At 60.3% G+C, this 21,899-nt stretch carries 13 protein-coding genes; 3 read left to right on the forward strand and 10 right to left on the reverse strand.

The annotated features are described in order from the left end of the window. Nucleotides 1-140: 140 nt before the first annotated feature. The 4 genes from NZK35_RS31920 to NZK35_RS31935 form a co-directional block, all read right to left on the reverse strand. Complete coding sequence (locus tag NZK35_RS31920; protein WP_259636588.1) at nt 141-1,559, reverse strand: PQQ-binding-like beta-propeller repeat protein; 1,419 nt, start codon at nt 1,557-1,559, stop codon at nt 141-143. Nucleotides 1,560-1,741: 182 nt separating this feature from the next. Next, nucleotides 1,742-2,653, reverse strand: coding sequence for an ion transporter (locus NZK35_RS31925; protein WP_259636589.1), 912 nt, complete (start codon nt 2,651-2,653; stop codon nt 1,742-1,744). 3 nt (nt 2,654-2,656) lie between these two features. Next, nucleotides 2,657-3,628 carry a hypothetical protein gene (locus tag NZK35_RS31930; RefSeq protein ID WP_259636590.1) on the reverse strand — a complete coding sequence of 324 codons (972 nt, stop codon included), beginning with the start codon at nt 3,626-3,628 and terminating at the stop codon, nt 2,657-2,659. Between the two features lie 136 nt (nt 3,629-3,764). Further along, nucleotides 3,765-7,430, reverse strand: coding sequence for a secretin N-terminal domain-containing protein (locus NZK35_RS31935; protein WP_259636591.1), 3,666 nt, complete (start codon nt 7,428-7,430; stop codon nt 3,765-3,767). A gap of 150 nt (nt 7,431-7,580) precedes the next feature. Here NZK35_RS31935 and NZK35_RS31940 point away from each other — a divergent pair, with 150 nt between their 5' ends. Continuing rightward, nucleotides 7,581-8,945, forward strand: a complete 1,365-nt coding sequence (locus NZK35_RS31940) for an amidohydrolase family protein (RefSeq protein WP_259636592.1) — start codon at nt 7,581-7,583, stop codon at nt 8,943-8,945. After that, nucleotides 8,942-10,117, forward strand: coding sequence for a DNA polymerase IV (locus NZK35_RS31945; protein WP_259636593.1), 1,176 nt, complete (start codon nt 8,942-8,944; stop codon nt 10,115-10,117). Before NZK35_RS31940 ends, NZK35_RS31945 begins: the two co-directional genes overlap by 4 nt. 62 nt (nt 10,118-10,179) lie before the next feature. Here NZK35_RS31945 and NZK35_RS31950 read toward each other — a convergent pair whose 3' ends face one another. Both NZK35_RS31950 and NZK35_RS31955 read right to left on the reverse strand, forming a co-directional pair. Then, nucleotides 10,180-10,812, reverse strand: coding sequence for a response regulator (locus tag NZK35_RS31950; protein WP_095741090.1), 633 nt, complete (start codon nt 10,810-10,812; stop codon nt 10,180-10,182). Between the two features lie 722 nt (nt 10,813-11,534). Continuing rightward, the gene (locus tag NZK35_RS31955) at nt 11,535-12,482 is read right to left on the reverse strand and encodes a YdcF family protein (RefSeq protein WP_259636594.1); all 948 of its coding nucleotides are present in this window, start codon (nt 12,480-12,482) and stop codon (nt 11,535-11,537) included. A 475-nt stretch (nt 12,483-12,957) separates the two neighbouring features. Between NZK35_RS31955 and NZK35_RS31960 the strand changes: the two genes are divergently transcribed. Then, nucleotides 12,958-16,689, forward strand: a complete 3,732-nt coding sequence (locus tag NZK35_RS31960) for a PVC-type heme-binding CxxCH protein (RefSeq protein WP_259636595.1) — start codon at nt 12,958-12,960, stop codon at nt 16,687-16,689. A gap of 158 nt (nt 16,690-16,847) precedes the next feature. Here NZK35_RS31960 and NZK35_RS31965 read toward each other — a convergent pair whose 3' ends face one another. From NZK35_RS31965 to NZK35_RS31980, 4 genes are all read right to left on the reverse strand, one after another. Continuing rightward, the gene (locus NZK35_RS31965) at nt 16,848-18,029 is read right to left on the reverse strand and encodes an aminotransferase class V-fold PLP-dependent enzyme (RefSeq protein ID WP_259636596.1); all 1,182 of its coding nucleotides are present in this window, start codon (nt 18,027-18,029) and stop codon (nt 16,848-16,850) included. After that, nucleotides 18,026-18,454, reverse strand: a complete 429-nt coding sequence (locus NZK35_RS31970; protein ID WP_259636597.1) for a molybdenum cofactor biosynthesis protein MoaE — start codon at nt 18,452-18,454, stop codon at nt 18,026-18,028. The genes NZK35_RS31965 and NZK35_RS31970 overlap by 4 nt, the downstream gene beginning before the upstream one ends. Before the next feature lie 69 nt (nt 18,455-18,523). Next, a complete protein-coding gene (locus tag NZK35_RS31975) occupies nt 18,524-18,784 on the reverse strand; it encodes a MoaD/ThiS family protein (RefSeq protein ID WP_259636598.1) in 261 nt (86 codons plus the stop codon). After that, complete coding sequence (locus tag NZK35_RS31980) at nt 18,781-21,759, reverse strand: anaerobic glycerol-3-phosphate dehydrogenase subunit C (protein ID WP_259636599.1); 2,979 nt, start codon at nt 21,757-21,759, stop codon at nt 18,781-18,783. Before NZK35_RS31980 ends, NZK35_RS31975 begins: the two co-directional genes overlap by 4 nt. Nucleotides 21,760-21,899: the final 140 nt, after the last annotated feature.

Genomic DNA, 21,899 nt, shown 5'->3' on the forward strand with positions numbered 1-21,899 from the left:
GTATTGGGCTAAAGCCGCCCCCTCTCGCTGCGACGCAGCGACCCGGAATCGCCTCAAGGCTAGATACCAACGGTTGCTGCCCCCCTTTTCGCGTCTTTCTCTGCCGATCCTAACATGCCCAACTCGATTGGTGTAGCGAGTCAGCGGGTGGGGATCGCCAGGCACAAGACGTGACGGTCGCCGCGGACGAGCATTCGATTGCCGACGACGATCGGTGCCGCCCAACAGGGGGTCCGAATCTGGTCGCTGAAATCGTATTCCGCCACGATCTCCAGCTTCTCGGGATTGGGACGCACAATCTCGATCCGCCCGTATTCGTCCAACACGACCAAGTGTTCGCCGACGCGGGTGACCGACGTTCGCATCCCTCGATCGTCGCTCCATTGCACCTTGCCGCTGGCCAGTTCGACACAACGAAAATCGCTGTCCGGATTGTTTCGTCCGCTGCAGCCATACAGGAATCCGTCCACCAAGATCGGCGTCGACCAGTGGCATCGCATCGCCTGGGCGCGACGATTTCGGGGCGGATCCAGCCAGAGCGTGGTCGGCTCCTCTGCAGATACCTTCAACAACCGGCTGCCGATCTGATAACACTCGCTGATGAAGACACGATCGCCGTCGACCACCGGCATCATCGCGTTGACACTTTCCAGCATGTCCGCACGATGCGGCACCGTCCACAGCACCTTGCCGAGTGCGGGGTCGACGGCCAACAACTGATTGCGGGCATACAGCAGCACGACCGTTTGATCGCCGATCGTCATCGTACGGGGGCTGCTGTAGCTGGCCAGGTCATCACCGCATTTCCAAACCTCGTCGCCGCTGGCCAAATCAAACGCGACCAGCGCCGATCCGTTGGGGATCACGCGATCGAGTCGCCCCGGCGCGATCTGTTGGTCTTCCGGGGGACTGCCGCCGACCGGAACGATCACCATCGAATCCAACAGCAACGGCGAGGATCCGACGCCGAAGAAATTTTGGACCACGCCGTATTGTTTGTTGGTCGAGACACTCCATTTCAGCGTGCCGTCGGTGAGATCGCGACAGCACAATTCGCCGTCGCAGCCGAATGTGACGATCGATTTGCCGTCGCTGGCCGGCGTCCCCCGCGGACCGGTTTCGTAACCGTAAAGGTCTCGGTACTCCAGCGGACGCTCGACCGACCAGATCAAGCTGGCATCGTTTAAATCAAACGCCCGCAACCGCTCCACCATCTGCCGCCCGCCGGACGGTTGGTCGCTGCGGACGGCGTCGGCGTGATAGTAACGTCCGTCGACGACGCACCCGAGCCCGTACCCATCACCGACGGGCAGCCGCCAGGCAATCTCCGGCGTTTTGCTCCAGTCAAACGCCGTGCCGGAAACTTCGGCGACACCGTCAAAGTTCTTCCCCAGCAAGCGCGGCCAATCCACATCGCCGAGTTCCATCGGGGGAATCGCCGCGGTTGCAACAGGCGTTTCGCCGGTGGTGGATTTCGCCGGCGGCTGATCGCATGACGCAAGGCTGCAGAAACAGAACAGCAACGGGATCGTGGCGAGGGTTCGGAAAGCGGATTTCATAGGATCGGTATCAATGGATGCGACGCGCTGGTAAAGCAGCAGTTTACCAAGATGTCCAGCGGTGGTTTTGCAGTTTTAAAGTCACCCTCCTGGCAGGGAGGGTGACATGAATCAGGGCATCCACGTTCCGATGGCACCGGGGTGCCCGGACGCCAGACCGATCGTGAAACGCACGCAACCGATCAGCCCTCTGCCGCCAGCCTTTCGCCGCAGCGATAGCAGTAGACCGCATCGTCATGGTGTTCGGCGGTCGCACAGCGTGGACACTTCGTTTCGAGGGCGGGTTCTGAGGACTTTTTGGACGTCAGCTCGGCGGTGACAAACCCGCTGGGCACGATGATCAGACTGTAACCGAGCAGAATCAACGTCGCGGAGATGAACTTCCCGATCGTGGTCTTGGGGACGATGTCGCCATAGCCGACCGTCGTCATCGTCACGATCGCCCAGTACATCGCCTGGGGGATGGAATCAAATTGGCTGGCGACGAACTCCGAATCATCCAGCGGCGATTCTCCCCGCGTCATCCGCGGAATCACGTTTTCGACGAAGTACATCAATGTGCCACTGATGGTCACGGCGACCAAGACGACGATCAAGAACACGATGATCTTGTGCCGGGCTTTCCAAATCGCTTGCGACAACTCTTCGGCGTCGTCCATCATTCGCCACAGCTTCAGCACGCGGAACGCGCGGAGCAGTCGAATGCTGCGAAGGATGACGAAGGAGTTTGCGTCGCTTTCGACGAAAAAGAACCCGACATAGGTCGGCAACACACTGAGCAGATCGATCACACCCCAGAAACTGACGGCGTACCGTAGCGGGTGTTTGGCGCAGGCCAGCCGCGCGCCGTACTCGATCGTGAACAGGACGGTCAAAAACCATTCGAACCGGCCCAGGATCAGCCAGTTCCGCTCGGCGACCGAGGGGATCGTTTCGACCGCCACCACGGTGACGCTCGTCAAAATCGCCAGCAGCAGTCCGACGTCGAACACCCAACCGGCGGGCGTGTCCGATTCAAAGATGACGTCGTGCATGGTCACCCGCCAGGGCGGACCATCGGGACGTTGCTCGGCTTTTGATCGACGTCGGCTCATCGGTTACCTGTCGCTGCCTGCGACGGGCGATTGGATGCGACGCGGTGCAGTCACCGCCGCGCCGGCCGATCGTACCGGGTTGGCACCCTGGTCGGACATCACCGCACTGGCCGGCATCACACCGGGTGCTTGTGAAGCGAACGTCGGGGCGGTCGAAGGAACATCGATAAACGGCGTGCTGCCCTCGCTGGTCGCGTTGCGATACGTCGCCGCGATCGCATTGACGCGATCTTGCAACGAGCCGCTGGGCAGCGTGGACGTTGCATCCGGCGATGTGGAATGACGCCGAATCGTCGTGGTCACCAGACCGCTGGGACGCGTCGCGTGTTGCGCGATCGCGTTTTGGTGTCCGCGGTACTGGGGCGACAGGTAATTATTGGCCACTCCGGCTTCGTGAGTGCGTTTGCGACCGGGCAGAATCACCTTGGTCGGACTGCCCTGCACGATCTTGCCTTCGGTGGTTTGGAAGGTGGGAACCAGCGAAATTCGTTTTTCTTCTCCGCCGGCAGCGTCCCAGGGAATCCAAATGCTGTAGCTGGCGCCGAAATCACTTTGGCTGAAGTGCTTGGTGAATTGTTCCGGCGTGAATTTAAACGGCTTGACCTGGGAATCGTTGCCGTCGGTTCCGATTTCGAATCCGTGCACCGTCAGCGTCCCCTCGACCGGAACCGCCTTCGTCTTTTCATCAAAGAAGAACAATCGTCCGCCGAAACCACGCGTCGGCGTCTTGCCGGTTTGGACCAGCACATCGGGCGACCAGGTCGTCGCCATTTTGACCGGACCGGGATAGGGAGTCGGCGGCTCGTCCTCGTTCTTTGACCAAGGTGCCTTTTTCATCCACTGAGGCGTTTCGAAAAAGTTGGCGAGTTTTGAGTCGCCCCGAGTCGCCGGGCTGGTGCATCCGCCGGCGACGAGCGACCCGGCAGCGAGAACGGCGACGGCCAATGCTTTGGTGCTGCGTGTTGTGTGTGACATATCGATTCAGATCGTTCGTGAAGGATCGGGTGGAGATTGAGGTGCGGGTCAAAAAGGTGGGATAGTTCCCGACCTGACGGGTCAGGTATGACAGGATGAAAGCCTATCCCACTCTTTTTACGCTGATTGCTATCGCTTACTGGCGAACTTGGTTGACCCAACCGGCCGGCAGCGTCTGATCGGCTTCACTGCCGATCATGCCTGCAGGCATTTGGAACGAAGACTGATTGACGTCGGGCCGCGGTGCGGGCAGTGAATCGCCGCGGTTGGCCGGTGCCAGGTTTTCGGTTCCGAAGGTCGGATTCAGAATCGATTCGCCGGCCGGCTGACCGACGACAGGCTTGTTCTGGTCGGTGATGACACCCGGGGGCAGTTCGCTGACGACGATTTCTCCGTCGATCGTCGGGTGCACGTCGGGATAGATCGTCGGGCCGATCGCCGGTCCCCACAATCCGTAGCCGCCGCTCAAGCCCACGTCGCCGTGAGCTTCCACCACATCGGCCAAGCACCAACTCATCCGGCTCGACTCGGTTTGCTTGATGTACTCCAAGTCCTGTTCGCCGGTGACCAGCATCGGCGTCAACACGATCAACGTCTCCCTGCGTTCTTCCGTCTCAAAGTCGTACTTGAACAGGTTGCCCAAGATCGGAATGCTGGACAGGTAAGGAAGACGGCGACTCCTGTTGGCGCGAAGCTTTTGAATCAGTCCCCCCATGATCACGGTTTGGCCACTCATGGTCGACAGCGTGACTTGGGCCGTTGTGTCGACAATGTCGTCGATCACAACGGTCCCTCCGTCACCGTCCGGGACGGTCGTCCCGTTGGCGGTATCACGGTCCGACCGAGTGATGTTGACATCCATCAAAATCGTTCCGTCGCTTCCGACACGCGGTCGAATGTTCAAAATCAGACCGACAGTGATGTCTTCGATGTTCTGTGTCACCGTGTTGTTGGTCACCGTGCTGCCACGGAACCGGGCGATCTGTCGACCGACGTTGATCAGCGACTCGGTGTTGTCTGCTGTCATCAATTGCGGACGGCTGAGAATCTGTGCCCGGCCGGCGTCTTGCAAGGTGCGGAACAGCAGACTGACCGAATCGCTGGCGGCGTTGAGCACGAATCCACCATAACCGATCGCCGGGTTGCTCTGGCCAAGTCCGAATGTCGACACGGTGCTGGCCGCCAAAGCGTTTTGTCCGAAATCGTTCGAGTTCTGCACACCCGCGTCGTTGAAATTAAATCCCGGATCGCCAGGGCTGAGCGTGTTCCCAAAGGCTCCGGCGGCTTGACCACGGCTGAACGCCAACGAGTCCTGCAATCCAAGTTCCGTACCGATCTCGAAGGAATCTTCCAGCGACACCTCGGCCAGCAAGACTTTGATCAGCACCATCGGGCGTTGACGGTCGAGTCGCTCGATCAGCAACCGAACTTCTTCGTACAATCGCGGCGAGACGCTCAACAGGATGCTGTTGAAGTTCTCTTCGGCGATCGCCACGATGTCGCGATCGAGAAGGTCGTAGGGGCCCAGGCCTTGCTGGTATTGCTGGATCGTGGTTTGCGATTGCTGACGCTCGTTGACGTAGTTGGTGATCGCCGCGGCGACCAACGTCGCTTCGTTGTTCTTCAGCCAAATCACTTCGGTGATCCGTTCGGCAAACCCTTCGCTGTCCAGTCGCAGCAAGATGCTTTCGACGACTTCCAAGTCCGACGACGATCCGCTGGCCACGATGCTGTTGGTGCGGATGTCGGTCGAGAAACGCAGCGGCACGAGCGAGCTGTCCGAGGACGCGGTGGCCGGCGGCAATCCGGCGGCGTTGGCACCACCGACACTGGTTCCGCTGGTGGCCGCGTCGGATCCGAACAGTGTCTCCAGAGACGCCGCCAGCTGAGCCGCGTCGCCGTTTTCGATCGTGAACACTTTCACCAGCGAATCGATGCCGGGGGCTTTGTCCAATTGACGAATCAGTTCGGCGATCAACGGCATGCTCGACGAAGGGGCGCGAACGACGATCGAATTCGAATTCGTTTCCGCCGTGATCGTGGCTCCGGCCAAGATCCCGGATTCCACCATCCGTCGTTCGTCACTGTCGACCGTCAAGATCGAAAGCGAGGTCGAGGGTGCGGTGGCATCGCCCGCGGTGGCGACTTCACCGGCCGCGAAGGCGTCTTGAAGCGTGGTGGCCAGATCTTCGGCGACGGCGTTGTTGAGCGGAAAGACTCGCAGTTCACTGGTCGCCGGAGTCTTTTCCACATCGAGTTCGTTGATCAGCCGAGTCACCTCGGTCATGTCACGCGGAGCGGCACTGACGATCAGCGAGTTGGTGCGGTAGTCGGCCGAAATCCGGACACGCGGTCCCAGGCCGTTGCGGACGTCTTCTTCGATCCCCGGCCGATTGCTAAAGAAGGTCAAAATGGCATCTTGAGCATCCACGGCCGAGGCGTTCTGCAGTCGGAACACACGCAGCCGGCTGGCTTCTTCCACGGGCTGGTCGATCTTCTTGATCAATTCTTCCAACGACGCAATCGCTTCGGCGCGACCGATCAACAACAACGCGTTGGGGCTGTCCAGCGAGGTGATGCTGACGTCGCCTTGACGCGTCGACAGCACGTCGTCGTAAAGCTGGGTCAACAGCTCGGCGACCGCGTTGGCATCGGCGTGCTCGAGCGCGACGACCTTCGAATCGGGCTGGGTCAGTTCTGCCTTGGATTCGATCTCTTTGATCAATTCCATCACACGTTGTACGTCTCGCGTCGCACCCTTGACGATGATCTGACCCAGTTCGGGAACATATTCGATTTGCACGTCTCCCAGCGGACCGGCCCCTTCGGCAGTCCCCTCTCCGCCGGCGGGCAATCCGCCCTGGTCACCCGGACCCGGTGCACTGCCTTGATCGGCTTGCATCACCGCGTTGCGGAACACGCTGGGGTTGGGATCGGACATCCCGTCGCCACGGAGTGCGCGGAGCAATCGCATGGTCCGTTGCACCGGTGCCATGTCGGCTTTTTGCAACCGGTGCACTTGGGTGACGTCGTCGTAGCGATTGGGAACTCGATCCAAAGCTCTGATCATTTTTTCCCAGCCGGGGATGGCGGGATCGGGTGCCCGGACGGTGACTTGGTTTTGCCGGCGGTCGACTTCGACCAACGTCCCCTGCATCGGCGGCACGTTCATCTGGAACGTGACCTGGTTGCCATTGTTGCGGGTCGTCATCGGAACATCCTGTCCGGCGGCCTGCTTCAAGTCGCGTTCGAACTCGCGCCAGGAAATGTTCTGCAGTCGCACGCTGACGGGGCTGGCGGTCACCGAGGATGCTTGGCGAACCGCACCGGCGACGAGTGTTTTGACTTGCGATGCGATCACCGCCTGGGTCTTGGCCGGAGCCATGATCACCAATTGGCTGTTCGCCGGATCGGGTGAAATCGTGACGCCGGGCAAGTCTTGATAGCGTAGACTGAGCGCGGTCGCGATCGCGTCGGCGTGGGCGGCCGGCACCGCCAGTTTACGCAGTTGCGGGGAATCGCCGATCGAAGTGGATGGAGTGGTCGCGGCCACCGTGCGAATCATCGAATTGGCAGCAGCGCCGGTCGTTCCCTGCACCGACTGCTGCACATACCGCTGGTAGGCTTCGGCGTCCATCGACGGCATTCGCGACGGCGCGCTGCCGGGGACGACCTGAGACGGACGATACTGTGGCGATTGGGCACAAGCGGTCGAAACAGCAATCGCCGCGACCAGCTTTAGACTCAGCGCTCGCCTTAGACCGACGGCGACGGGGGTGACAACGGTTTTCAAACGGTGCACGGGCAACACCTTTAGGCGTACATAGGTCAACGGCAAACAGAACGGAACTCCAAGAGCGCTTCCTCCGCTCATCCCTGGTGATCGTCGTGCCCGTTGCATCCCCTACAGTCAAACTGACCGCGATACTGGTACCGAATCCGTCCATCAGGCATGATTGCCACAACGAGTAACGAACCCAAAGTCTCGGCAAGCCTGGCAAGATATTCCGATTCGGAAAGACGGACGTCCGGCATCAAGCCTCCCAATCGCTCCACTCCACTGAACAATCCGGTCACGATGATCACCCTTGGCGGCCAAATCCTGCAGTCCCAGCCCGATGGGCATGCCACGATCCGACCGGGAGTCGTCGAGATTGCCGAGAACCGAATCGTCGGCGTCGAATTCGGAAACGTGCCGGGCCGAGTCGATCGTGGCGACCCCGATACCCTAATTTGCCCCGGATTCATCGACACCCACCTTCATCTACCCCAATTTGACGCCATCGGTGTGGCCGGATTGCGTTTGTTGCCCTGGCTGCGAGAAGTGATCTTCCCCGCCGAACAACGCTGGAACGATCTCGATTTTGCTCAAGCGATGATCGATCGGGTGGCACGACAATGCCTGGCCGTGGGAACGACGGGCGTTTGTGCCTACGCGACCGTGGCTCATGAAGCAACGATGGCCGCTTTGAAAGCATTTGGTGAGATGGGATTTCGCGGCGTGATCGGCCAAGTGATGATGGACCGGGACGCGCCGCCGGAGCTTTTGCGTCCGCCGGAGCAGTTGGCCGACGAGGTCGCTCGCACGCTGGAACAGTTTCCGGCCGACCAGCGGATGGCAGCCGCCGTCACACCCCGCTTTGCACTCTCCTGCAGCGAGACCCTGATGGAGCATGCGGGCGAACTGGCGGCATCGCACGGAGCCGTCATTCAAACGCATTTGGCGGAAACGCTCGCCGAATGCGACGCCGTTGCCCAGCGTTTTGGCGGCAGAGACTATCTTGACGTCTACACCGCCGCCGGACTGGCGACGCGACGCAGCATTTTCGGCCATGGCATCTACCTCGATTCGGCGTCACAAACTCGTCTGGCACGGCAAGGCGGCATCATCGCCCACTGCCCGACGGCCAATTCCTTTCTCGGCAGCGGGATGATGAACCGTCATTCGCACCTTTCGCATGGAATCACGTTGACACTCGGTAGCGACATCGGCGCCGGGTTTGAACGCAGCATGGTTCGCGTCGGCCGCGCGATGATTGAAACGGCGGTACGGGTTTCGATGACCGCGGGGCGTGGGGTCGATGATTCGGCGTGGATCCCGACCGCGGCTCAGGCTTGGCACCAAATCACCGCGGGTAACGCCGATGCTTTGGGTTGGACCGATGCCGGTCGCGTCGCCGTCGGTTGCTCCGCCGATCTACTGGTCATCCGACCGGACATTCCCTGGTTGGAGTCCCCCCAGCCGCTTTCGACGTTGATGTTCGCCTGGGACGATCGCTGGATCAAGACGACGATTCTTCGTGGTCGAATCTCATGATCTTGCACATCGACATGGACGCCTTTTATGCGTCGATCGAACAACGCGATCACCCGGAACTGAAGGGCCAACCGGTGGTCGTCGGGGGCAGCAAGACGGGGCGTGGGGTGGTGGCGGCGGCCAGCTATGAAGCCCGCGAGTACGGGATCCACAGCGCGATGCCGGGCCGTCGTGCCGCCGAGCTCTGCCCGCATGCGGTCTTCGTCCGTGGCCGGATGTCTCATTATGTCGATGTGGGTCGACAGGTTCGTGAGATCTTTGGTCGGTTCACGCCGATCATCCAACCGTTGTCTCTGGATGAAGCGTTTCTGGATGTTTCCGGCACCGAGCGTTTGCATGGCGATGCCGAGACGATCGGGCGTCGAATCAAGGATGCGATTCAAGACGAGCTGCAACTGACCGCCAGCGTCGGAATCGCGCCGCGAAAGTTCGTCGCCAAGATTGCCAGCGATTTGGACAAACCGAACGGGTTTGTCGTCGTCGGCGAGTCAGAATTGATAACGTTCTTGGACCCGCTGCCGGTTGAAAAACTTTGGGGCGTCGGCTCGGTCGGGCAGCATCGGCTGCACCGCTTGGGGCTGAGAACGATTCGAGACATCCGCCGCTACGATCCCACGCTGCTCGTGTCCCATCTCGGTGATTGGGGAAACCATCTCTGGCAATTGGCCAACGGCGTCGACGCCCGCGCCGTCGTGCCGGACCGCCATGCCAAACAGATCAGCCACGAGCGGACGTTTTCAGACGACCAGACCGATGCGGATCTGTTGCACGGGGTCGCGTGTTTTCTGTGCGAACAAACGGCGATGCGGCTGCGTGAGAGCAAACGCAAAACGGGCGCGATCACTTTAAAATATCGGCGTGAAGATTTTAAGACGTTCACCAAATCACGGACCCTGGAAGCGCCCACCGAGCTGACCGGCGAAATCATCCAAGTCGTCACTGAATTACTGGACCAGATGAGACGCACAGAGCCACGGGCGGTGCGGCTGCTCGGCGTGTCGCTCGGCTCGCTGATTTCATCGGATCGCCCTGTCCAACTCTCCCTATTCGACGACCCGCAGCAAAAGCAAGCCGAACGAAAGGTCGATCAAGTCGTCGACCAGCTCGCGCAGCAGTTGGGTGCAAAGACGGTGTACCGAGCGGCCAGTCATCGCTGGCGAAACGGCCAATAAAAAAACGGCCGTCTTGCATCGGCAAAGACGGCCGTTTGAGGCTCGAGGGTTTGGCGTCGGCGTCAAACCAAGTTCTTTCGTACGGCCCAGACAGCCGCTTGCGTACGGTCGGTCACGCCGATCTTGCGCAAGATGTGCTGGACGTGTTCCTTGACCGTCTCGTAGCTGATGCCAAGCATCTTGGCGATCTCTTTGTTGGTCAAGCCTTGAGCCATCTGACGAAGCACTTCGCTTTCGCGATGCGTCAACGGGACGTCCAATTCTTGGCTCAATCGCGGCGTCGCCAGTGCACCGGTGACGCGGCGCAGCTCTTCGCGGGTCCATGCCGATTCACCGCTCGCGGCCGTGTTCAAGGCATCGATCAATCGGTCACGCGGTGCCGACTTGAGCACGTAGCCGGCGGCTCCGAGGGCTACCGCACGGGCGATGTAGGTCGGATTGTCGTAAGCCGAATAAAGGACGATCGGCAGGTCGGGGTGATCGAGTTTCAATCGTCCCAGCGTGTTCAGACCGTCGCCGCCGTCCATGCGAATGTCCATCAACACACAATCCGGTACCGATCGCTCGACGGCCGCCAAGGCTTCCGCCGCGTTACAGGCTTCTTCGGCGACGACCAAATCGGTCCCTTCCAACATCGCCTTCAGGCCCATCCGAATGACCAAATGGTCGTCGACCACTAATAGATTCTTACTCATAGAATCTCCTTTCTGATTCCAGGGGTTCGGGTTCTCTGTACCCCGCGAACGCTCCCACTTACTTCAGTAGGGGGGAATTCAATTCGCGGGGCCAGAAAAGTGAAATTACAAATGCTTGGGCGTTCTAGGTTGTTGTCCAACCACACCCCTTTTCTCTCTACTTGCTGCTCGTCTCACCTGCACCAGGCTGGCGAACCGGACAACCTCGTGACCACTCGGCATCCTGCCACATCGTCGTCCCTTTCCGTTCGCTCCTGCCGGAACGTCCGTCTCCAAAACAACAATGTCGGCTTGCAGCCATTCACCGCCCCCACACCACCAGTTTGGAACTCGATCCGTCCTGGAGCGTGTTTTGCTACTAATTTCGAGCGGATGGGAGTATGACCGAAATTCGCACACAGACATAGATACTGTCACTACGCCTGGACGGTCCCGTCACACCCCAAGGGGGAGCAAGTTGGCGACAAATGTCACCGAAGGACTCCAAACTCGCCAATTGCCCGCTCTTTTCTCAAAGTCATGTCAATCTGGTGGATCAAAATATCCGTTCTGGCGGATCTCCGCCCGCTCAATTTGCCGTAAAACGCCCATTGAGCGGCTCCATGACACCTCGCAAGAGGCCCCAATGGTTTGTTGCTACCTCATTCTACGGGTGTGACAAGTAAAATCCCAATCGAAATCTCGCGTGATCACGAGTTTTGCGGGCATTACTCCCCCCCCTTTCACCTTCCCACAATTCGCGCCAGTTGCTCTTTAAATGCGACCGCAAACGCTTTCCCGGCGCCGGACGAGGGGATCAAATCGCGGAACTCGAACCGGCCCGCCGGCCGGCCATTGAAATCGCAGCCCAGCGGGGTGAACGTCAGCCCCCGCTTGTCCGCCAATCGCATGGCCCGGGACAGATGAACGGCGGAGGTGACCAACCCGATCGACGGCCCACCCGCCTGCCGGTCCGTGTCAGAGGGGGCCCTCGTCCAGCCGACGAGCTCCAGCCACGCCTCGGGCGGATCCTCAAAAAAGGCCTTCAAATGCACCATTTCCGCATCGGTGTTGAAGCCCGGCACCTCAAAAATGACGTGATCGGGAACCCCGATAGACGTCAACAATTCACGCCCGATCAGCGACGGATCCCGGGCATCACCGGTTGCCGTTCCGGTGCTGATCAGCGTTTTCGTCTTGCCCGCGTGCCAGAGCTGGGCGGCCAACAACAGCCGCTGACCGTCGTTGCCAAGCTGGGGAACGTCGAAGCGATTGTCGGCGGCGTAACCGCCGAGCAACACCACCGCATCCAGCGTCGACTCCAAATTCGCTGCCGGATCGGACGCCGCAGGATACTCCAGCGAACGCAAGAATCGGCCGGCGACCGAGCCATTAAACGCAATCCCCACGGTCAACCAGGCGATCGCAAACAGGGTCGCCAGCGGGACACGTCTGCGGACGAAACATGCAATCGTGCCGGCGAACAACAGCAGCCAGATCAACGCAATCGGCATCACCAAGCTGGTCGCGGCGCGCTCGGCCGGGGACCTGCCGGCTTGAATCCCGGTAGCGACGACCAGCGAAACCGCCAGCATTCCCGCCGCGAAAACTCCGACCGCGAGCGACTTGCCGATTTCCCGACGCTGAAGTGATCTCTCTTGTTGATGACCGGGAACCTCAACAGACTCCATCGTTGGCCGTGTTTCCTTGCACTGAAGTATGAAAACTACCGAGATCAGTCCGCTCGGATCGGTGTCGACAAACCGCGTTGTCTCAATCGGACGGTCAGCCGGTAGTCAGGGTCAGTCTACCCGCTGCATCCTGTCAAGGCTGTCAATCGCCTGATTGACTCAACCATACGCCAGCGTTCGCCAACTGTAAGCGGCAACCGCATGCCGATTCGACGGATCTGGCCGAATTTCAGATCACCAGGCCGGACGATTGAAATCGCGGTGTCCATCTGGGTGACGATTTTTTTCCGCTGCCGGTTATACTGGAACGAAAAAGCGGTCAGGTACCGACAATTAGTGGCTCAACAGGTGCGTCGCATTTTTGGTACCTGAATCCCTTTCCGCGGCACCTTCAGCCCACCGTACCGCCGGCGGTCGGTCAAGCGTGGTTCTTGACTCGGATTTCCACCCCCGATTTCCCATCTCCAGGTTCCCTATGAGACGTCTCGGCTCTCTCTCGGCATCCCTTTTCGTCGTCCTGGCCGCATGCCAGCTTGTTGCCACGCCCCTGATCGCATCGGCGGAGTCCCCTGCGCTGCGACTGCGTGAGGGTATCAAGCTGGCAATGGTCGGCAACTCGCTCGGCGAGCGGATGAATTTGTACGGAAATTTTGAAACCCGACTGCAGTTGCGACACGCCGGAACGAACATCCGATTCCGGAATTTCTGTTGGCCGGCTGACGAAGTCGGCAATCGCCAGCGGCCGGGCAGCTACACCAAGATCGACGACCCACTCGCCGTCTTCAGCCCCGAGGCCTACCTGTGTTTCTTTGGTGCCAACGAGTCGTACGCCGGCACGGACGACGCGACCGTCGCCGCATTCGAGGCCGCCTATCGCGACTTCTTGTCCCAGATGAACGCGGCCTACTCCGGCGGCACGGCACAATTCGTACTCGTCAGCCCGATCGCATTTGAATCCACCGGCCATCCCCTGCATCCCGATGCCGGCGAGCGAAACGCGGCGTTAAAAATCTACCGCGACGCCATCGAAAGACTCGCGACCGAAGAAAACCTGCCGTTTGTCGACCTGTTCACCGAATCCAAAGCAGCCTTTGACGCCGAACCGGGAACCCAATACACGATCAACGGATTGCATCTGAACGAACACGGCGACCGCTGGGTCTCGCAATTGCTCGATCGCGCGCTCTTCAGCGGTTCGCAATCGTTCGACGACGACCGGTTCCAATTGGTGCAAAAGTGGGTCAACGACAAATCGTGGCTCCATCTCCAAGACTACCGCATGCTCAACGGCTGGTACGTTTACGGCGGCCGTCGCACCTGGGACACCGAAACCTTTCCGAGCGAATACCGCAAGATTCGAGAGATGGTCGCCGTACGGGATCAGTACATTTGGGATTTGGCCCAGGGCAAACCCGTCGCCGACCGGCCAGACGACTCCGGCACCGGCGAGGTCGTCACCCCCGAAACGATGTTCGGAACGCGTGACGAGAACTTTCGCAAGATGCGAGAGCCCGAAGAACTCGTTTATCCGACGCCCGAAGAATCGATCGACATGATGACGGTTCCCGACGGGATGGAAGTCCAACTGTTCGCGTCCGAACGTGAATTCCCCGAGCTGGCCAACCCCAATCAAATCGCCTTCGACGCCGAGGGCCGCTTGTGGGTCTCGTGCATGGCCAACTATCCGCAATGGCAACCGGGCGCGGCGCCGCCGAATGACCGACTGTTGATCTTCGAAGATACCGACGGCGATGGCAAAGCCGACGTCTGCAAAACGTTCTACGACAAGCTGATCTGTCCGACCGGATTCGAGTTCTATGACGGCGGCGTTCTGGTGGTGGACGAACCGCGGATTCTGTTTCTCAAGGACACCGACGGTGATGACCAGGCCGATGAAGTGATTCAATTGATCGACGGCATCGCCACCGATGACACGCACCACACCATGGGCGCCTGGGAGTTTTCTCACGGCGGCCAGCTGCACATGCTCGAAGGCGTCTCGCTGTCGACCACGCTGGAAACGCCTTGGGGTCCGTTCCGCAACAAAAGCACCGCCGGTGCGTATGTCTTTGACCCGATCTCGCAACGTGTCCTCCACTATCGCACACCCGGTTACGGCAACCCCTGGTGCCTGGTCTTTGACGAGTGGGGCAACGGGATTGTCGGCGACGGGACGAACGCGAAACAGCATTGGATCGCCCCCTTGGCCGGCAAAGAGGTGGAGACCCGCAAGACGCTCCGACCGGTCTTTGATAACGAGGGCATGCGTCCGGCCGTCGGCAACGAGTTCCTGTTGTCACGACATCTGCCCGACGAGCTGCAAGGCCAATTCATTTATGCCTGCGTGATCAACATGCACGGCATGCCGCGATTCAATCTTCGCTACGAGAGCGACGGTGCCGGCTACGAGGGCGAACGGGTCGCCGACCTGCTGTCCTCGACCGACATGATCTTTCGCCCCGTCGATCCCAAAATCGGACCCGATGGAGCGGTTTGGTTCGGCGATTGGTGCAACGCGCTGATCGGTCACATGCAATACTCGCAACGGGACCCGAACCGCGACCACACGCACGGCCGTGTCTATCGTCTGGTCAACCAGAACAAACCGCTTTTGCCGATCTTCGATTTGACCGAACTCAGCGAAGCCGAGTTGCTCGATCAGCTGTTGGTGCCGGAACTGCGCACCCGCTATCGCGTGCGACGCGTCTTGCGTGACCGCCCACAAGACAAAGTGTTTCGAGCGATTGCGAACTGGATCGCCGACACGAAGGACCCGCGACGGCTGTGTGAAGCGATGTGGATTCAAGAAAGCTTTCGCAGCGTCGACACGGATTTGATCGACCGCATCTTGGCCTCGAACGACTATCGAGCCCGCGCCGCGGCCATCCACACCGTCACCAACGAAATCCTGCGAATCGACGCCGCCCACGACTATCTGGCCGCGGCAACCTCCGATCCGCACCCGCGCGTTCGGCTGGAAGCCCTGCGTGGCATCAGCTTTCTAGAAACCCCCGATGCGACCGAACTGGCGTTGGCGGTGACCGATCATCCGGTCGACTACTGGATCGATTACACGCTCGAACACACGTTGTACGCGTTGGAGCCCGCGTGGTCGGAAGCTCAAAAATCCGACAATTTCTTGGCCAAGAGTTCCGAACAGGCGCAACAGTACTTCTTGCGATTCCAACGCATGGCCGGCCCCGGCGGCGCGGCCGTCATTCCGCTCGAAATCGCCGATGACGTCGATGCATCCGACGCGGACCGAACCGCGGCCATCAAAACCCTGGCCGGCCTGCGCGGTGGAAACGCCGGTCGCGGGGAAGACGTGTTCAAACAAGTCTGCTCGGCCTGTCACCAGATCGGTGAGTTGGGCAAAAAATTCGGACCGGACCTGTCCGATATCGGATCGCGATTCGACAAAGAAAAAATCATCCGCTCGATCGTGATGCCCAATGCCGAGATCAGCAAAGGCTACGAGACGGTCAATATCCTGACCGTCGACGGCGATACCTTCAACGGATTTGTGATCGCAAAAACCGATGACACCCTGTCGCTGGGGATCGCCAACGGAAAACAGGTCGATATCCCCCTGGACGACATCGAAATCGAAAAACCGATGAAGGCCAGCTCGATGCCCGAAGGATTGGTCAAACAGATCGCGCCGATCCAAGTGTTGGACCTGCTCGCCTACCTCTCCTCGCAACGTGCGATCAGTAAGGTGTCACAGCGTGGCGGATGGACGAGTGCCAAGTACCGCACCGAGCCGAAACTGCGGTCGCACAATGGAGTGTCGGAAATTTCTCATGATGCAGCCATCAAACTGGGACGGAATTTTGGCAACGGCACTTGGAACTCCGACCCCCACCTGTTGCTGACTCCCGTGGGCCGCGAGGGATTCGATTTCGCCTTCCACAGCGACCACGACGTGCAGTCGCCCTCGGTCACCATTCGGCTGAAGGAAGCCGCGACGCTCAAACACTTGTTGCTGCGAAACCGTTTGTCCCAGCAGTTCTACTCCCGAGCCGAAGGGCTGACGGTCTGGGTCAGCATGGATGGCCAGTCGTACGACCAGGTTTGGAAAGCCGACAAACTCAAGGGCGAGTGGATGATCGATTTCCCCGCCGGCACCAAGGCGCAATACATCCGGATCGGTTTGGACGGCAAAGGAACCTTCCACCTCTACCAGGCCGTTGTCTTCGGCGAGTGAAATGGGTGACAAGAAAATGAAGTGGATTCGGTGCCGGTTCCGTCAGACAAGTCGACGCTCTTTTCCGACAATTCTCGCTGAACGCCATCCTATTTGATTCATTACGCCCGTTGGACGCCGATCGGTCTCAGGGACGTTTCAGAATGTGATGCACAGCATCACCGACACAGTTCCGCCAACGCATTGAACAAACATGCCAACTCCTCCGTCGTCGTCGATTCGGCGCAGCTGATCCGCACGGTTCCATCGGGCGGCGAATCGATCGCCTCGTGGATCAACGCAGCGCAGTGCAATCCCGACCGGACTTCGATTCCGAATTCACTGTCTAGAATCATTGCGACGTCGGCGGCCGGCAAACCATCGATCGCGATGCTGGCCACCGGCAACACCGGATCGTGGGGACGACCGACCACGCGAACGCCGTGGATTGACTCCAGTCCCCGGTAGAGTTCGGCCGCCAGTTCCGCCAGCACGGTTCGCGAACGCTCCAGCACCAGCGAGGGTGGGGAACCGTCGCAGCGGCTGCGCAAGCCGGCCAACCATCCGGCATAGGCCGGAACGTTCATGTTGCCGGCCTCGAAACTGGCCGGATACTCCCGCGGCATCTCCAGCGATTCTGAACGCGTCCCGGTCCCCCCAAACACCGTCGGAACAATCCGATCCTGGACCTCGCGACGGACATACAAGAACCCGGTTCCCAACGGTCCGGCGCCGCCCTTGTGTCCGGGAGCGGCCAGCACATCGAGCTGAGCTTGGGAGACGCTCAGCGGAAAATGACCAAACGTTTGCGCCGCATCACTCATCATCAGCGGCTTGTCAGCACCGGCGAACTGACCGTGCAGCCGACGCCCGATTTCTTCGACCGGCTGCCGCGCTCCGTTGACATTGGCGGCATGAACGATCGACACCATCCGTGTCTTCGGCGTGATGGCCGCGATGACATCCGCTGCATTGACTTGACCATGCGCGTCGACCGGCACGACGGTCCAGGTGATGGTTTGGTTGGCGACCAAGTGCTGCAGGGGACGCAGCACGCTGTTGTGCTCGGCCGCGGTGGTCACGACGTGATCGCCGGGGCGTAGCATCCCCAACAGCGCGGCGTTCAAGGCTGCCGTGCCGCCGGTGTGAAGCGAGATTTCTTGGTCGCTGGCGGCGCCGATCCAGGCCGCAATTTCGCGCCGCAACCGAGCGATGATCTCGCCGGCGTTTCGCGAGGCCCGGTACGCTCCCCGACCAGCGGCGGCTTCATCGCGTATTGAGAACGCGTGCATCGCGTCGAGCACGACCGCGGACTTGGGAAAACACGTCGCGGCGTGGTCCAGGTAGATGCGACGATTCATGGGTGAATCCACTCGGTCGATTCGTCCATGTAGGTTTCCCGTTTCCAAATCGGCACGTCCGCTTTCAATCGATCCATGATCCACGGCAGGGCGGCGAAGGCGTCGCTGCGATGGGCGCTGCTGCATCCGACCAAGACACTCGCCTGGCCGATCGGAACTTCACCCAACCGATGCACGATCACCACGGCGGCCAGGGAATACCGTTGTTTCGCTTGTTCGGCGAGTTGCCGCAGTTGAGCTTCGGCCATCGATTGATGGGCCTGGTAATGAAGCGTCTTGGTGATCCGGACGGCCCCCGAAGCCGTCGTTGTTTTTCGACGCGTCACTCCGGCGAACCAGGCGTGCGCCCCGGTATCCGGATCATCAATTTTGGACGACCAATCGACAAGTTCGATCGGTGTCTGAACAAGGCGAATGAAAATCATCGAACGTTTCCGGGAAATGAAAGCCGGCTCGAACCGCCGTCCGCGTGACAACGTCGCTGCGTGGTTCGGCTAACCGCCGCTGACCGGCGGGATCAACGCGAGTTCCACGTCGGAGCAATCGATCACGTGATCTGGGGCGACGTACTGGCCATCAACGGCCAGCCGGCTGACGCCGATCAGCGGGGCCGCCGCGGGGATCTGGGCCGCCACGGTCTCGATGACTTTCGCCGCAGTGACGGGATCATCGACCGTGACGTTCGCGACGTCGCAACCGGCGGCATCTCGGACACCGGCAAACAGCAGAATACGCAACGGGGCTGTGGAAGTCATCCGGGTAGCAATCCGAGTTCCTCGCCGACCTTCGGCAATCGGCCATAGGCATAGGCGAGCAGCTTGAGTGGGTGAACGGTCTGGAGGTCGGTCCCGTGTTGGATCTGCATTTTACAGGCGCTGCATTCGGTGCACGCAAGTTGCGCCCCGCTGTGCCGCAAGGCGGAAATCATCGGCCAACCGATTCGCAGACTATTGCGGTAGTTCTTTCGCTGCAATCCCCAGGTTCCGGCCATCCCGCTGCATCCGGCTTCGACATGTTGAACACCCAAGCCGGGAATCAATTTCAACAATTCGATCGACGCGATGTCTGGATCCAAGACACGCAAATGGCAGGGCCGGTGGTAGGCGAAATCCAGGTCGATGGCTTGAAACTCGCGATCCAGTTTTCCGTCGGCGTGCAGGTCACGTAGAAACTCACAGGCTTCGAACGAGTTTTTGGCCACCAGATGGGCGTCTTCATCGTCGAGCAGGCTGGGGTACTCGTGTTTCAAACAGAGCACCGCCGCCGGTTCGGTGGCGACGATCTGGTAGCCCGATCGAACCGCCTCGGCCAACATCCGCACGTTCCTGCGGGCGATGCGGCGTGCACCTTTCAAATCCCCCGCCGTGATCCGCGCCATGCCGCTGCCGGACTGTGACGTGGGGACGTAAATCGCGATCCCGTTTTGTTGCAAGATCTCGGCTAACGCGCGACCGAGGTCGGGATCGTGATAGTTCGCGTAATGGTCCACAAAATAAAGCACCTTGGCGCCATCGCCGGCCGGCTGCTTGGTCCAACGGCGGCGTGCGGAATACCGCATGAAGCTGCCCGATGCGATCGGCGGCAATTCGCGCGATGCCGACAACCCGAACAACTTGTCGGCCAGCCAGCGGGAGAGCCCGTTGCGGATCAACAGATTGGAAAACCAAGGAAAGCGAGAGCCGATCGCCGCGATGAGATCGAGCCGGCAGATCAATCGGTCCGACAGCGGTTGCCCGTTGGTCGCCACATACTGGGCCTTCAATTCGCCGACGATTTTTGGGATGTCCACGCTGGCCGGACACTCCAATCGGCACTGATGGCAATTGAAACACAAGTCCGCGACCGCTTTGGCGCGATCGCCGGTGAGCGTTTCGACATCGATCTTGCCGCTCAACACGCCGCGCAACAAATTCGCCTTGGCACGCGGTGATGCCTCTTCGCTCCGCGTGGTGCGAAACACCGGGCATTGCCGCTCGGAACTCGCCGTCGTTCTGCAGCGTGCGCACCCGTTACACGACTCGGCCACCACGTCAATCATCTCGCCGGGCGACCACTGTTGCAGGACCGGCAATTCGGGAACGGCGGTGTTTTGAATCCGCGCGGCCTGCACGATCCGATCGGCGGCCTTGATCAGCGTCCGCGTTTCCGAGGTGACTTCGATCGTCTCACCGATCGGACGAATGTTTTCGTTGGGCTGTTGCAGGACGGCCCCGAACAGCTTTCCCGGGTTCAACCGATGATGTGGATCGAACAGCCGCTTGACCTGCCCCATCGCCGGCCAGAACTCACCGAACTGCTTGGGCAACAAGGCGCTGCGGCTGAGCCCGGCGGCATGCTCGACACTGACGTGCCCGTTGAATTGCCAAACGACTTCGGCCACCTGTTCGGCGACCCGACGGATCTTCTTGCGTTCGGCGGCGGACGACAAATCGACAAACGGCCGCACATGCAGATGACCATGGCCGGCATGGGCAAACACCGTGGCCGTGCATTCGTTGTCTCGCAACGTCTTTTGAATCGCCGCCAATGCCTCCGGCAACGTCGCCGCCGGCACCGCGATGTCCTCGGTGAATGGGATCGGCATCCCCGGGCCCTTCAAACGACTCAGCCGGGGCGTGACGCGACGGCACAACGCCCAGAACTGGTCTCGGGTCGCCTGGTCGGTGGCCGAATTGGCGACGAATGCGGCGTCCGGTCCACGCGATAAGTCATCACGCAGGATCTCAATGCGGTCGGTCAATTCGGCCAGCGAGTCCCCCTGAAGCTCCAGCAACAGCATCGCTTCGGCCTCCTGCGGCAAGACCTCTTCAAATTGCCGCTCGGTTTCGCGCGCGATCCCCAGCAACCGCCGCCCCATCAGGTCGCACGCAACCGGTCCATAACCCAGCGACCGCACCGCGCACCGCGCCGCCGATTCCAAGCGATGGAAGAACAGCATCACGACCCCACGGTGCTTCGGAATCGGCTCCGTCTGAACCGTGGCGTCCACGATCAGCCCCAGCGTTCCCTGTGTCCCCACCAGAAACTTCGCCAAATCGACTCGCCCCAGGTCGTCGACCAGGCCATCAAACCGATAGCCGCCACGGGCCGGTGGCGCGCTTTTTAATTTTTCCAAACAGTCTTGATATTGCGTCTGAATCTCCAACAACCCACGGGCCAGTCGGCCTACCGTTCCCGGATCGTTGGGATGATGCTTCGAGACGTCCAACAATTCGCCGTCCACGGTGACGAAACGCAGCGACTCGATGTTGTCGCGGGCCGACCCGCTGCGCAGGTAGTGGCTGCCCGAAGCGTTGATCGCCAGCACGCTGCCCATCGTCGTGATGCTGCGAGTTGCCGGGTCCGGTCCGTACCAGCGACCCAGTGGTTTTAGATTGCGATTGAGTTCCGCGATCGGCAGCCCTGCTTGCACCGTCGCGAGCGACTTGAGCGGATCGAATTGCATCCGACGCATGTAGCGCGAAAAATCGACCACCAATCCCGGGCCGACCGACTCCCCCGCCACACCACTGCCGCTGCCGCGCGGGTGGATCGGCAAATCCTGCTCGCCGGCATACTGCACCAGCGCGACCACATCGGCGGCCGAGCGCGGCCGCACCACGCCGACCGGCTGGATTTCATAAATGCTCGCATCGGTGGCGTACAGCGTCGTCGACACGGCATCGCACAGCACGTCGCCGCGCACGATGCCCCGCAAGTCGTCTTGAATGCGTTGTCGATCGATTTCCATGCATTAGTTCGAACCCATCACGCCTCCAAAGTCAACCACAACGCAGGAAATGTGGGTGTGGGGGGATCGGTTTCAGATTGGGATCTGGGAGTACCGAGTACTGGGCACTCCCCACTGGCTCCCCGGCCCCGACGGTTGCT

The sequence above is a fragment of the Stieleria sedimenti genome (assembly GCF_025060895.1).
Taxonomy (GTDB): Bacteria; Planctomycetota; Planctomycetia; order Pirellulales; family Pirellulaceae; genus Stieleria; species Stieleria sedimenti.